Origin of the sequence: Rhodoferax potami (assembly GCF_032193805.1) — a bacterium.
GTDB lineage: Bacteria > Pseudomonadota > Gammaproteobacteria > Burkholderiales > Burkholderiaceae_C > Allorhodoferax > Allorhodoferax potami_A.
In genome coordinates this window covers 2,150,488-2,162,930 of sequence record NZ_JAVBIK010000001.1, presented here as the reverse complement: position 1 = coordinate 2,162,930, position 12,443 = coordinate 2,150,488, and the positions used below count along the sequence as shown (strand labels likewise).

The 12,443-nt window shown below is 58.4% G+C and carries 13 protein-coding genes and 1 pseudogene; 10 read left to right on the top strand and 4 right to left on the bottom strand.

Going from position 1 to position 12,443, the window contains the following annotated elements:
• Positions 1-11 precede the first annotated feature (11 nt).
• Entirely contained in the window at positions 12-512 is a 501-nt protein-coding gene (locus tag RAE19_RS10365; RefSeq protein ID WP_313874808.1) for an adenylyltransferase/cytidyltransferase family protein, read from the bottom strand.
• Between the two features lie 91 nt (positions 513-603).
• Here RAE19_RS10365 and RAE19_RS10360 point away from each other — a divergent pair, with 91 nt between their 5' ends.
• Positions 604-1,833: an HD-GYP domain-containing protein gene (locus tag RAE19_RS10360; RefSeq protein ID WP_313874807.1), complete on the top strand. Its 1,230-nt coding sequence runs from the start codon at positions 604-606 to the stop codon at positions 1,831-1,833.
• On the opposite strand, the gene RAE19_RS10355 is transcribed toward RAE19_RS10360, so the two are convergent.
• Positions 1,816-2,679 carry a ferritin-like domain-containing protein gene (locus RAE19_RS10355; RefSeq protein ID WP_313874806.1) on the bottom strand — a complete coding sequence of 288 codons (864 nt, stop codon included), beginning with the start codon at positions 2,677-2,679 and terminating at the stop codon, positions 1,816-1,818. The two genes, RAE19_RS10360 and RAE19_RS10355, sit on opposite strands and share 18 nt — an antisense overlap.
• Before the next feature lie 182 nt (positions 2,680-2,861).
• Between RAE19_RS10355 and RAE19_RS10350 the strand changes: the two genes are divergently transcribed.
• From RAE19_RS10350 to RAE19_RS10315, 8 genes and pseudogenes are all read left to right on the top strand, one after another.
• Entirely contained in the window at positions 2,862-4,154 is a 1,293-nt protein-coding gene (locus RAE19_RS10350) for an NAD(P)/FAD-dependent oxidoreductase (protein WP_313874805.1), read from the top strand.
• Positions 4,155-4,160: 6 nt separating this feature from the next.
• Positions 4,161-4,955, top strand: a complete 795-nt coding sequence (locus RAE19_RS10345) for a DUF1365 domain-containing protein (RefSeq protein ID WP_313874804.1) — start codon at positions 4,161-4,163, stop codon at positions 4,953-4,955.
• 41 nt (positions 4,956-4,996) lie between these two features.
• On the top strand, positions 4,997-6,247 hold the full coding sequence (locus RAE19_RS10340) for a cyclopropane-fatty-acyl-phospholipid synthase family protein (protein ID WP_313876220.1): 1,251 nt from the start codon (positions 4,997-4,999) through the stop codon (positions 6,245-6,247).
• A 21-nt stretch (positions 6,248-6,268) separates the two neighbouring features.
• The gene (locus RAE19_RS10335; RefSeq protein WP_313874803.1) at positions 6,269-6,826 is read left to right on the top strand and encodes a chalcone isomerase family protein; all 558 of its coding nucleotides are present in this window, start codon (positions 6,269-6,271) and stop codon (positions 6,824-6,826) included.
• A complete protein-coding gene (locus RAE19_RS10330) occupies positions 6,823-8,097 on the top strand; it encodes an MFS transporter (RefSeq protein WP_313874802.1) in 1,275 nt (424 codons plus the stop codon). Before RAE19_RS10335 ends, RAE19_RS10330 begins: the two co-directional genes overlap by 4 nt.
• Positions 8,094-8,627, top strand: a complete 534-nt coding sequence (locus tag RAE19_RS10325) for a DUF3833 domain-containing protein (protein WP_313874801.1) — start codon at positions 8,094-8,096, stop codon at positions 8,625-8,627. The genes RAE19_RS10330 and RAE19_RS10325 overlap by 4 nt, the downstream gene beginning before the upstream one ends.
• A 105-nt stretch (positions 8,628-8,732) precedes the next feature.
• Positions 8,733-9,483 (top strand): annotated as a pseudogene (locus RAE19_RS10320) (SDR family NAD(P)-dependent oxidoreductase).
• A complete protein-coding gene (locus tag RAE19_RS10315) occupies positions 9,480-9,938 on the top strand; it encodes a nuclear transport factor 2 family protein (RefSeq protein ID WP_313874800.1) in 459 nt (152 codons plus the stop codon). The pseudogene RAE19_RS10320 and the gene RAE19_RS10315 overlap by 4 nt, the downstream one beginning before the upstream one ends.
• A 6-nt stretch (positions 9,939-9,944) precedes the next feature.
• On the opposite strand, the gene RAE19_RS10310 is transcribed toward RAE19_RS10315, so the two are convergent.
• Complete coding sequence (locus RAE19_RS10310) at positions 9,945-10,166, bottom strand: hypothetical protein (RefSeq protein ID WP_313874799.1); 222 nt, start codon at positions 10,164-10,166, stop codon at positions 9,945-9,947.
• 108 nt (positions 10,167-10,274) lie between these two features.
• Positions 10,275-10,889 carry a glutathione S-transferase N-terminal domain-containing protein gene (locus RAE19_RS10305; RefSeq protein ID WP_313874798.1) on the bottom strand — a complete coding sequence of 205 codons (615 nt, stop codon included), beginning with the start codon at positions 10,887-10,889 and terminating at the stop codon, positions 10,275-10,277.
• 96 nt (positions 10,890-10,985) lie between these two features.
• Here RAE19_RS10305 and purB point away from each other — a divergent pair, with 96 nt between their 5' ends.
• Positions 10,986-12,365: an adenylosuccinate lyase gene (gene purB, locus RAE19_RS10300; RefSeq protein WP_313874797.1), complete on the top strand. Its 1,380-nt coding sequence runs from the start codon at positions 10,986-10,988 to the stop codon at positions 12,363-12,365.
• Positions 12,366-12,443: the final 78 nt, after the last annotated feature.

Sequence of the window (12,443 nt, the reverse complement as noted above, 5' to 3'; positions counted from 1 at the left end):
GCACCAGCGTCTTACGAAGCGCTTGCCCGTATTTTTTTTACCAGACCGGTGGTGGAGTAACCACTCACAAACGGCAAAGCCTGTGCCCGCCCGCCCCACGACTCCACCAAGCGGGTTTCGGGCAGAACCGACATGTCGTAATCGCCGCCCTTCACCAGAATATCCGGGCGGATGCGGGCGATCAGAGCCTCTGGCGTGTCCTCGGTGAACCAGGTGACCAAGTCCACAGCGCCTTGACTCGCCATGACGACCGCGCGATCCGCCTCCGCGTTTAAAGGGCGGTCATCGCCCTTGCCCAATCTGCGTACCGATGCGTCCGTGTTGAGCGCCACAATCAAGCTACCGCCTAAGGCGCGGGCCTGTGCGAGGTACAGCACATGCCCACGGTGCAAGACATCGAAAACACCATTGGTGAACACCCAAGGGCGAGGCAGCACGGCCAACGCAGCAGACAAGCTGTCTGCAGGCTGGATTTTGTCGAGGAACGCAGGTAGTGGAGCAGATGAAGTCATGAGCGGCATCCTAGCAGCCCCATTTGCCGGGAGGCCGTGGCTCAAGTACGGTCCGTTGCAGCCGATGGAAACTGCATAATCACCCGGCCTTATGCACCTTGTCCCCATCAATATAGAAACCATCCGCATCGGATCGCCGCTTCCTTTTCCATTGATGGACAAGGACGGCGTACTGCTGGCTCGAAAATCGTATGTGATTCCCTCGCGCCGGGATTTGGAAGAGTTCTCGCAGCGAGGCGGCGGCTTGTTTATCAATGTGGCGGACTCGGAGGCCCTGCATCGTGCGTATGTGGAGCAACTGTATGAACTGGTGCGTGACGACAAGTCGCTGGGTGAGATTGCCGACACCAAGCTCTCAGGCGATGCACTGATAGAACGTCAAGCTGCGCAAGACGACCGCATGGACTGGCTGGATCTGCAAGCCATTTCCAACGCCCTTTTGCGTGACACACAACCGGCAAGCTTTCGCAGCCGGCTGGATCGCCTGCTGCGTCAATTGCAACGCCACAGCCGGCGCAACCCGGATGGAACGCTGTTCGCCCTGATTTACCTGTCTGCAGCCGAGCTGCGCATGTACAGCGCAACCCATGCGATGCTGGTGAGCGTCATGTGCATGATGGCCGCCAAAGAGGTGTTGAATTGGTCGAATGAGGATCAACAATTGGTAGGGGCCGCAGCCCTCACCATGAATGTGAGCATGACGGTCCTGCAAGACCGGTTGACGACACAAGTGGAGCCGCCGTCCATGGCTCAACGCGCGGAGATTGATCAACACGCGGAACATACCGTGGCGCTGATGAAAAAAATGGGCATCACCGATCCGGATTGGCTGCAAGCCATCCAGCTGCACCACACCGCTCCCCCCGGCCCTTTGGCGCCGCGCTCCCGCGGTGAGCGGCTTGCCCGCCTGATCCGGCGGGCCGATATGTTCGCAGCACGCTTGGCCCCGAGGGCCTCGCGCATGCCCATTTCCCCCGCAGCAGCCATGCAAGCTTGCTATTTCGACGAAAACCAGGCGATCGACGAAACCGGTGCGGCCATCATCAAAGCCGTGGGCATTTATCAGCCGGGCTCATTCGTGCGCCTTGCGACGAATGAGGTGGCTGTTGTGATCCAGCGCGGACTGAACACCACCACACCGAAAGTTGCTGTTTTGTTGAACCGCAGCGGCGTGCCCACGATTGAGCCCACCATTCGTGACACCACGGTGCGTGACCACCGCATCGTGGCCAGCGTGGCACACAAGGATGTCAAAGTTCAGTTGAATTTGGAGCGGCTACTTCCGCTTACCGCCCTCCCGAAATCAGACCGTCCCTGGTGAAACTTCAGGCGCCGCAGCCAAGTCCTTGGAAAGCTCCTTGCGGTACTTGTTGAGCTCTTGAACGGTGGTGAAGCTGCGCTCCATCAGCAAACTCAGGTTGTGAAGAATGCGTTCGACCACTTTGGTCTCCCAGACCGCATCAAAATTGATCTGGCGGTCCAGCCAGTGCTCCAACCACTCCGGGTTTGGCAAACGGCTCTGAATCGTATCCCGCGGAAACAACGCTTTGTTCACATGCAAATTCGTGGGGTGGAGCGCCTGCGCTGTGCGGCGCGCACTCGCCATCAGCACGCCCACTTTCGCAAACGCCGACTTTGCCTCGATCCCGAACTTGCCGATGGCACGCTTCATGTACTTGAGGTACGCACCGCCGTGGCGGGCCTCGTCCTGGCTGAGTTTGGTGTAGATCGCCTTGATTACCGGCTCTGTGTGCCAATCGCTCGCGCGGCGGTACCAGTGGTTGAGTCGGATCTCACCGCAGAAATGCAGCATGAGCGTTTCCAATGCCGGTGCCGGATCGAATTCAAAACGGATGGCATGCAGCTCTTCTTCCGTAGGCACGAGGTCCGGGCGGAACCGGCGGAGATATTCCATCAGTACCAGAGAGTGCTTTTGCTCCTCGAAAAACCAGATGGACATGAACGCGGAAAAGTCACTGTCGCCGCGGTTGTCGCGCAAGAACATTTCTGTGGCAGGTAGCGCAGCCCATTCCGTGATCGCGTTCATTTTGATCGTCGCAGCCTGCTCATCCGACAACTGGGCGGGATCAAAACTATCCCATGGAATATCTTTCTCCATATCCCAGCGCACCGATTCGAGTTGCTTAAAAAGTTCGGGGTACAGCATGACTACCTTTCAAAACTGAACAAATTCTAGACCGAAGCTGTGTCAATCGCTTGACATGTTTACCGATTAAGCACCCCGGGCGGCATCGTGCAAACAACACAAAAAAATAGACACACAAAACTTCTCTTGCGATATATTACCAATCAGTCACAAAATTACCAACACGTTTAACAATTACGCTCATGAGACTCGCGATCATCGGTTCCGGCATTTCCGGCCTTGCTGCGGCTCACCGCTTGCGTGGCCAGGCGGATGTCACTTTGTTTGAGGCAGGCGCCTACTTTGGGGGCCACACACATACGGTGGACGTCACCTTACCCAGCCCGCGCGGCGCAGTAACGCACGGTGTAGACACCGGATTTTTGGTGTTCAACGAGCGCACCTACCCAAATCTGATTGCATTGCTGGCTGAATTGGATGTCGCGACCTCTAAGTCAGACATGTCTTTTTCTGTGCAGGTCCCGGGCGCCAAAGGAAGCCACGCGCTCGAATGGAGCGGTTCATCGCTGGACACGGTATTCGCCCAACGCAGCAACCTGGTCAACCCGCGGTTCTTACGTATGCTTCGCGATGTGCTGAGGTTTAACCAACTCGCGACTGACATTGCGATCCGAAATGCAGAAACAGAGCTCATGCAACCGCTGTCGGCTTTTCTAGACCAACACCGGCTGTCTACAGAGTTCCGCGATTGGTATTTCCTGCCCATGCTCGGTTGCATCTGGAGCTGCCCGACAGACCAAATGCTGCAATTCCCAGTGGCGACCATGATCCGCTTTTGCCACAACCATGGGTTGATTCAAGTGAGTAATCGCCCCCAATGGTGGACGGTAACCGGCGGAGCTCGCCACTATGTGGAAAAAATTATCGCGGGCATCCCGGATAAGCGTCTCAACACGCCGGTCCAGCGCATTGCGCGGGATGATCAAGGTGTACTAGTTACGACGAACGGCAGCACCGAACGCTTTGATAAAGTCGTGCTGGCCTGCCATTCGGACCAAAGCCTGGCCATGCTGGCGGACCCCAGCCCTGCGGAGCAAGCGACTCTCGGAGCCATTCGGTACCAAGCCAACCGCGCGGTGTTGCACACCGACACCTCGGTATTGCCACAACGCCGCAAAGCGTGGGCAGCATGGAATTACGAGCGCAGCCAAGACGAGGGGCAAAACAACGCGCGCGTCTGCTTGCACTATCTGCTGAACATGCTGCAACCTCTGCCGTTTGAACAAAGCGTGGTGGTGTCGTTGAATCCGGTGTCAGAAATCAAGGCCGAGCATGTCCACGGCAGCTTTGACTACGCGCATCCTGTTTTTGACCTTGGCGCCATCCGGGCACAGGCCGAGGTACCTGCCTTGCAAGGGCAGCAACACACTTATTACAGTGGTGCATGGACAGGCTACGGATTTCACGAAGATGGTTTGAAGTCGGGCCTGGAAGCAGCGCGACTGCTGAAGCAGCATGCAGGCCTTGCCGCTTAAACCCGTATGAATGCGTCGACCACTCCGCTCAATGTGCCAGCGCACTCCGCGCTGATCGGATTCGGGGAAGTCCGCCACACACGGCATCGCCCTGTGCGCAACGCATTCGCCTATGGCACGTATTTCTTAATGCTGCCGATGCGCAGCCTGCAGACTCAAGGCAATGGTGCACTCCCGCGGAATCGCTTTGCACCCATCAGCTTTTACGACTCCGACCATGGAGACGGCCGGGATGTGGCCGCCGGCGGCGCCTTGGGTTGGCTCGACGCGCTGCTGGCAAAGGAAGGCATTGCAGACGCCACTGGAGAAGTCTGGCTCCACTGCTACCCACGGGTATGGGGTTTCACCTTCAAACCCGTGAGCTTTTGGTACTGCCACCGCGCGGATGGAAGCCTGCGGGCGATTGTGGTGGAAGTGAACAACACCTTTGGCGAGAGGCATTGCTACTTGCTGGATGCCCCGCAATTCGGCCGCGAACTGCAAGCCGCCAAAGTTTTCCATGTGTCACCATTTTGTCCGGTAGAGGGCGGTTACCGCTTCCGTTTCATGGTGACCCCTGACATGCGCCGCACCGTGGCACGCATCGACTACCACGACGCCAGCGGTGCGCTGATCGACACCAGCGTGAGCGGTCAACTCGAGACACTGAGTTCTGAAAGCATCCGCCGCGCACTATGGCGCTACCCCGTCATGACCTGGGGGGTAGTCGTCAAGATTCATTGGCAAGCCCTGAAGCTGTGGCTGAAAAAAGTGCCCTTTTTCCACAAACCCGTACCGCCTGACACCTTGGTCAGCCGGTAGAAACCCATCCACTTTTCATGGACCAGTCCGGAGATACCGTCATGAACACCAACACCCTGAAACCCTCACCGATCACGGGCCAGGCATCTGGCGCGGCAGCGCTTCCGGCGGGCACTCCTGCTGCCACTCGCACCGTGTTCAAGCTGTTGCAAAAGCTGCGGCACGGCAGCCTCAGCGTACAACTGCCCGATGGCAGCGTTCATCGCTTCGGTGGCGATAGTGCCCCGCACGCCAGCCTGGTTCTGCACAACTGGAAGCCTTTCAGCGCAGCGCTCAAGTCTGGCGATATCGGATTTGCCGAGAGCTTTATTGCAGGCGACTGGACCACCCCTAACCTGACGGAATTGCTGCGCGTGCTGGTCAAAAACCGCGCGGAAGTTGAAACGGTGATTTACGGCAGCTGGATGGGCCGATTGCTGTACCGCATTAAGCACTTGCTCAACCGCAACACAAAGACCAACAGCCAGAAGAACATTCACGCCCACTACGATTTGGGCAACGCCTTCTACAGCCTGTGGCTGGATGACACCATGAACTACTCGTCGGCATTGTTCAGCTCTGACCTGGACCAACCGATGGCGCAGGCCCAAAAAGCCAAAGTCCGCCGAGCCCTGGAAGAGGCGGGCGTAAAAGCCGGCGACCGGGTACTGGAAATCGGGTGCGGCTGGGGCGCCTTGGCGGAAATGAGTACTACCGAGTTCCAGGCCCACATCACGGGCGTAACCCTGAGCACCGAACAACTGGCCTTTGCCCAGGAACGCCTGCAGCGGCTTGGCATGGGTGCCCAAGCCGACTTGCGATTACAGGATTACCGTGACATCCCGGATGCACCATTCGATGCGGTGTGCTCCATTGAAATGGTGGAAGCAGTGGGTCGTGAGTTCTGGCCTACCTATTTTGCAACCGTAGCTGGCAAGCTAAAGGCCGGCGGGCGCGCTTGTATCCAAAGCATCGTGATCGATGATGGCTTGTTTGAGCGCTACATCAACTCGACGGACTTCATCCAGCAATACATCTTCCCTGGCGGTTGCCTGCCTTGTCCGCGTGAATTCCGTGCCCAAGCGCGTGCCGCAGGCTTGGAGGTGGTGAATGAACTCTCGTTCGGACATGACTACGCGGAAACACTTAAGCGCTGGCGCGACGCCTTCCTGAGCAAGCGCACGGATGTGTTGTCCAAGGGATTTGACGAGCGCTTTATGCGGATCTGGGAGTTCTACCTCTGCTACTGCGAGGCCGCCTTCCTGGAAAACAATATCGACGTGGTGCAGTACACACTGCGCAAGCCGGCGTAAGCAGCCCACGGAACCAGCGCCATGCAACGCCGTCACATTCTCGCGGTAGGAGCGATCACTGGGTGGGAAAGCCTCACGCACCAAGCCTTGGCCAACGGTGCGCCCACCCCCACCGAAATCAGCCGCGAACTGCCCGATGCGGTGCTTGCGGGCAGCGCACGCATGCGGTATTTCGGCTTCTCGGTGTGTGATGCCCGCTTGTGGGTTCACCCGCGCTTTCAACTCGCCACTTACTGGCAGCATCCGCTGGCACTGGAGCTGACCTACCAGCGAGACCTGAAGGGAGCCGCGATTGCCCAGCGCTCGCTGGAGGAAATGAAGCGAAACGGCCCGATTGCAGATGACACCGCTGCGACGTGGCTCACCGCCATGACGGGCATTTTTCCGAATGTCAGCACCGGCGATCGCATCACAGGCTTGCAAATGGTGAACGCAGGCACTCGCTTTTGGTACAACGGGCAAACGCGTGCCACTGTGGCAGATGCCGAGTTCAGCAGGCTCTTTTTTGGCATCTGGTTGTCAGACCGCACGAGCGAACCTCGCTTGCGCGCTGAGCTGTTGGCAGGTTTGAAGTCGTGAGCCATTCCGACGCCTTAAGCATCCGGCAGGGCTTGCGCTACGGGATGATGGGTTTGCCATTGGCTTTTGTAGCACTCCCCCTGTATGTGGTGCTGCCCAATCACTATGCGAAGACGTTCGGCGTCTCGATGGCGGCGCTCGGCGGAGTCCTCCTTTTCGCCCGGCTGCTCGATGCGTTTTTTGACCCTCTGCTGGGACGCTGGAGTGATGCCCTCTACCAAAGGGGCGCCAGCACGCTCCTGCAACGGGCAGCGGTGGCGTGCGCGCTGCTGGGCGCCGGGTTTTATGGACTGTTTTTTCCCATGGTGAGCGATCCCCAGCTTTTGCTCGTCTGGGCGGCGGGCACTCTACTGGTGACCTATCTCGCTTACAGCTTTTTGAGTATCAGCCACCAAAGCTGGGGAGCGATGCTGGGAGGAAGCGAGCACTATCGCAGCCAAGTCGTGGCATGGAGGGAAGGCCTGGGCCTGGCTGGCGTGATTACTGCGGCAATTGCGCCCACAGCCCTTGGTTTACCTGCGACTACCGCTATATTTTTTATAGCAATTAGCATGGGATGGTGGCTGTGGACTCGTGCTCCCAAGCCGCCGATTACCTCTGCGGCGAGCCATGCAACAGGCACGGAATCCAAGCAGTCCGTATGGCGCCCCTTGGCCCGTGCGGACTTCCGGGCACTGCTCGCCGTGTTTGTGGTGAACGGTATCGCCAGCGCAATACCCGCCACCCTGATTTTGTTTTTTGTGCAAGACCGCTTGCAAGCCGCACCTGCACACGAACCCCTGTTTCTAGGCAGCTACTTTATTTCTGCTGCTGTCACCATTCCACTGTGGCTCAAAGCGGTCGCCCGAATCGGGCTGGCGCGCACCTGGCTGTGTGGAATGTTGCTATCGATTGCAGTCTTCATCTTTGCCTCCCAACTCGGCGCAGGCGATACCGTGCCTTTTGTGCTGGTGTGTGCCCTCTCGGGCATTGCACTGGGAACTGACCTCACGATCCCCGGCGCGCTGCTCGCTGGACTCATCGCACGGCAAGGGGATCAGGGGCAATCTGAAGGGGCCTACTTTGGTTGGTGGAACTTTGTCACCAAGCTCAACCTGGCACTGGCCGCAGGTGTGGCGCTGCCCGCACTTGCGTGGTGGGGCTACGCGCCCGGCGCCAGGGACCCGGTCGCCCTCAACGCCCTGACTGTGGCCTACTGTCTCTTGCCCTGTGGCCTCAAAGCAATTGCCGCAGGACTGCTCTACACCCTCATTTTGCGGAGGACGCCATGAAACGACGCTTACTTCTTACGGCTGCCACCGGCAGCTTGTTGGCCTTGGGGGGGTGTGCCTCCCAATCCATTGACCAATACCGCAACGACAAACCCACGCTGGACCTCAAAGACTACTTCAACGGCACCCTAGACGCTTATGGCGTTTTCACTGACCGTTCAGGCAGCGTCGTCAAGCGCTTCACCGTCGTGATGAACTGCAGCTGGCAGGGGGATCAAGGGGTGCTCGACGAAGACTTCACTTACTCGGACGGCAGCAAGCAGAAACGGATCTGGCGCCTGACCCGCCTGGCAGACGGCCGCTACACGGGGACGGCCGACGACGTTATTGGCGTTGCGCAGGGGCAGGCACGTGGCAACGCGTTTTACTGGACCTACACGCTGAGTTTGCCGGTGGACGGAAGCGTCTACGAAGTGCGATTTGATGACTGGATGTACCTGATGACGGACAAAGTCATGCTCAATAAAGCCACCATGAGCAAATTTGGCGTGAAGTTGGGAGAGGTCACTCTCTCATTCACGCGGCGCTGATCTATGTCCAACAATCACTTTGCAAGCGCTGGGAACGGCAACAAAGCCCCCCCGCAAGCAGCCACTACAGCCTGGCCGTCTTTATGGGAGTCGCTCAACCCCCGCATGACCGACTGGGCCGGTAAACGGGTGTGGCTGGTGGGGGCCTCAACAGGAATAGGTGAGGCCACTGCCTCGGCCCTGCATGCACAAGGCGCGATCGTAACCGTATCGGCCCGCAAGCGAGATGCGCTACAAGCCTTTGTAGATCGTCACCCGGGCAGCCTCGCACTCCCCCTTGATGTGTCGGATGCAGCAGGGGTGGAGGCCGCCGCACGCGATGTGCTGGCGATGGGCCCCTTGGACTGCGTGGTCTATTGCGCAGGTCACTACAACGCCATGCGCGCTTTTGCCATGGACGTTGTTGATATGGAGCGACACCTGCAAGTGAACTATATGGGTGCGCTGCAGTTGTTAGATGCCGTGATTCCAGCCCTCCTGGCCCAAGGCCATGGCCACATCAGCCTGGTCGGTAGCGTCAGCCGGCTACCGTGGCTTGCCCAACAGCCTTGCCTACGGCCCCACCAAGGCCGCAATGATCAACCTGGCCGAAACGCTGTACCTTGATTTGCGCAACCGGGGCATTGGGGTGTCACTTATCAGTCCGGGCTTTGTGCAAACGCCACTGACCGCCAATAACCAGTTCTCCATGCCAGCCCTCATTACGCCGGCAGAAGCAGCCCAGGCCATGTTGCGGGGCTGGGCACGCGGCCAGTTTGACATTCACTTTCCGAAGCGATTCACGCTCTGGATGCAGCTCTTGCGACTGCTGCCAGATCGTGTGTTTTTTGCCTTGGTGCGACGGATCACCGTATGAACTCGCCTCAGAAGCCTCCAGCAGACAACTCGCCCGCCGTTACGCGGGTGGTGGAGTTTTTTGAAGGACTGACGCCTGAAACGGTTGTGGACTTGCGGGCCATCTATTCGACAAACGCCCGCTTCAAGGATCCGTTTAACGACGTCACCGGCTTGGCCCCCATTGAGCGCATCTTTCAGCACATGTTTGTGGCGCTGGAGAGGCCCCGGTTCGTCGTCACCGAGCGAGTCCTGCAAGGGAGTCAATGCTTCTTGACCTGGGAGTTCCGGTTCATATTCCGGCGGTTTGACACAGACTCCGAACAGGTCATTCTCGGCGCCAGCCACCTGGTGTTTGATGACACAGGCCTTGTCTGCCTGCACCGCGACTATTGGGATGCGGCTGAAGAGCTGTACGAGAAGCTGCCGCTCGTAGGAGGCCTGATGCGTTGGCTCAAAAAGAGAGCCAACAGCTGAGCATAGTTAGCGCATCCCGGCTTCAAGCGCCGAAATCTTGCTGCTTTGAAAATCCATAGGGGGACGTGGCTGCCACCAATCCCGCAGCGAAGCAAAAACATTGCGGCAACCGGTGCACTTGTATTCGCCGGTGGCTTGCAGCGAACCATTGGCTGAGCGCTCCAGCACTCTCTGGTAGCTTGTGGCACCACACTCGCGGCATCTATAGACAGTGTTGTACGTCTTCATGATGTGCGCAACTGTAAAGAATCATGCGCTTTTTGGCGAGTGTATTGTTGTAATTCGTTGTAAACATGCGGCTTCCGGGCCGTTTTCGGCCAGAAAGCCGCGCAGGGCTTAGGCAGGCAAGGTGTCAGCGAAGCTTGGCCGCTGCGAAAGCTTGTCAAACAATTTGGCCAAGCTGGCGTGTTCATTGCGCCAAGCGATTTCGGGGAAGCGGAAATCAAGGTAACCAAGGGCACAACCCACGGCCAAATCCGCCAGGGTAAGGTGAATGCCAGCGCAGAACGGCTTATCGGACAGGCCACGTTCCATGGCCTTGAGTGCTTCGTGGATCTTGAGCAGCTGCCGGTCAATCCAGGCTTGGCTACGCTCGGCGGGCGCACGGCCCGCCCATGCAGCCTCTAGGCGGGCGAGGACTGCGGCTTCCATGAGTCCATCAGCCAAGGCCTCCCAAGTCTTGATCTCCGCGCGCTCGCGACCCACGGTGGGAATCAATTTGCCGACAGGGGACAGGGTATCCAAGTACTCCACGATCACGCGGGAATCAAACAGCGCCTCGGCACCCTCCATGATCAGGCAGGGGACTTTGCCCAGTGGGTTGGATTCGGCAATGCGTGTGTCAGCAGCCCAAACGTCTTCGTGAATCAAGACGTAATCAAGTTTCTTCTCCGCCATCACAACACGAACTTTACGAACGAAGGGGCTTGAGGTGGATCCGATGAGTTTCATGAGCGCTTTGCAGTTAACTAGCGCTTGATTCTATCCAGCGGGGCCTGCCCCTACACCCTGCGGTCATTGCAGTGGCGCACAACCTACAATCGGGGAATGACCTTCTCCGCCATTTCCGCCCTCTCTCCGCTGGACGGCCGCTACGCCGCCAAACTCGCCACCCTGCGCCCGCTGACCAGTGAGCTGGGCTATATGCACCGCCGTGTACAGGTGGAAGTGGCCTGGTTTATCGCCTTGAGCGACGCTGGCTTTGAAGAGTTCAAACCCCTGACCCCTGGCGCCCGCACCTACCTGCTGGGCTTGGTGAAAAACTTCTCGGAAGCCGACGGCGAGGCCATTAAGGCTATTGAAAAGACCACCAATCACGATGTAAAAGCCGTTGAGTACTGGATCAAGTCCAAGTTCGAAGCCCGGCCCGAGCTGGAAAAAGCTGGCGAGTTTGTGCACTTTGCCTGCACCAGCGAAGACATCAATAACACCAGCCATGCCTTGCAGTTGCGCGCTTCGCGGGATGTTGTCGTCCTGCCCGCTCTGGACAAAATTGTGCTGAAGCTGCGGGACATGGCCCACGCCTACGCCGATGTGCCCATGCTGAGCCGCACCCACGGCCAGACCGCCAGCCCTACCACCGTGGGCAAGGAAATGGCCAACGTTGTCGTCCGCCTGCAAGCTGCCTGCGACCGCATTGCCAACGTGAAGATTCTGGCGAAGATGAACGGCGCCGTGGGCAACTACAACGCCCACCTGAGTGCCTGGCCCGACTTTGATTGGGAAGCTTTCAGCAAGAAAGTGGTGGAGACCCCCGAACCGCTGGGCTTGGGCCTGACTTTCCAGCCTTACAGCATCCAGATTGAGCCCCATGACTACATGGCGGAGCTTTTTGATGCCGTCGCGCGCACCAACACCATCCTCATTGACCTGAGCCGCGATATTTGGGGCTATGTGTCGCTGGGTTATTTCAAGCAAAAGCTCAAGGATGGCGAAGTGGGTTCGTCCACCATGCCGCATAAGGTCAATCCGATTGACTTTGAAAACGCCGAGGGCAATCTGGGCTTGGCCAATGCATTGCTACGCCATTTGAGCGAAAAGCTGCCGATTTCCCGCTGGCAGCGTGACCTGACCGATTCGACCGTGCTGCGCAACATGGGCGTGGCCTTGGGCTATGCCGTGCTGGCCTACAGCTCGCTGATGACCGGCTTGAACAAGCTGGAGATCAACGAAGCTGCCATCGCCGAAGACTTGGATTCCTCATGGGAAGTGTTGGCTGAGCCCATTCAGACCGTGATGCGCCGCTTCGGACTGCCCCAGCCCTATGAGCAACTCAAGAAGTTCACCCGGGGTGCAGCCATGACCCGTGAGTTGATGCAGGGTTTTATTGCAGGTTTGGACATCCCAGAGGCTGAAAAAGAGCGCTTGCTGGCTATGACGCCCGCTAGCTATACCGGCAAGGCGTCTGAACTCGCGAGACGCGTGTGACCCCCTGAGCGGCATTCGCCGCTTCCCCCTGGAAGGGGGACGACGCCAGCGGCCCGGCGGAGCCGGTTCCGCGGCGTC

Excerpts from the sequence above, each read along its gene's own strand:
- RAE19_RS10365 (WP_313874808.1), bottom strand. The coding sequence starts at position 512 with ATGACTTCATCTGCTCCACTACCTGCGTTCCTCGACAAAATCCAGCCT.
- RAE19_RS10360 (WP_313874807.1), top strand. The coding sequence starts at position 604 with ATGCACCTTGTCCCCATCAATATAGAAACCATCCGCATCGGATCGCCG.
- RAE19_RS10355 (WP_313874806.1), bottom strand. The coding sequence starts at position 2,679 with ATGCTGTACCCCGAACTTTTTAAGCAACTCGAATCGGTGCGCTGGGAT.
- RAE19_RS10350 (WP_313874805.1), top strand. The coding sequence starts at position 2,862 with ATGAGACTCGCGATCATCGGTTCCGGCATTTCCGGCCTTGCTGCGGCT.
- RAE19_RS10345 (WP_313874804.1), top strand. The coding sequence starts at position 4,161 with ATGAATGCGTCGACCACTCCGCTCAATGTGCCAGCGCACTCCGCGCTG.
- RAE19_RS10340 (WP_313876220.1), top strand. The coding sequence starts at position 4,997 with ATGAACACCAACACCCTGAAACCCTCACCGATCACGGGCCAGGCATCT.
- RAE19_RS10335 (WP_313874803.1), top strand. The coding sequence starts at position 6,269 with ATGCAACGCCGTCACATTCTCGCGGTAGGAGCGATCACTGGGTGGGAA.
- RAE19_RS10325 (WP_313874801.1), top strand. The coding sequence starts at position 8,094 with ATGAAACGACGCTTACTTCTTACGGCTGCCACCGGCAGCTTGTTGGCC.
- RAE19_RS10315 (WP_313874800.1), top strand. The coding sequence starts at position 9,480 with ATGAACTCGCCTCAGAAGCCTCCAGCAGACAACTCGCCCGCCGTTACG.
- RAE19_RS10310 (WP_313874799.1), bottom strand. The coding sequence starts at position 10,166 with ATGAAGACGTACAACACTGTCTATAGATGCCGCGAGTGTGGTGCCACA.
- RAE19_RS10305 (WP_313874798.1), bottom strand. The coding sequence starts at position 10,889 with ATGAAACTCATCGGATCCACCTCAAGCCCCTTCGTTCGTAAAGTTCGT.
- purB (WP_313874797.1), top strand. The coding sequence starts at position 10,986 with ATGACCTTCTCCGCCATTTCCGCCCTCTCTCCGCTGGACGGCCGCTAC.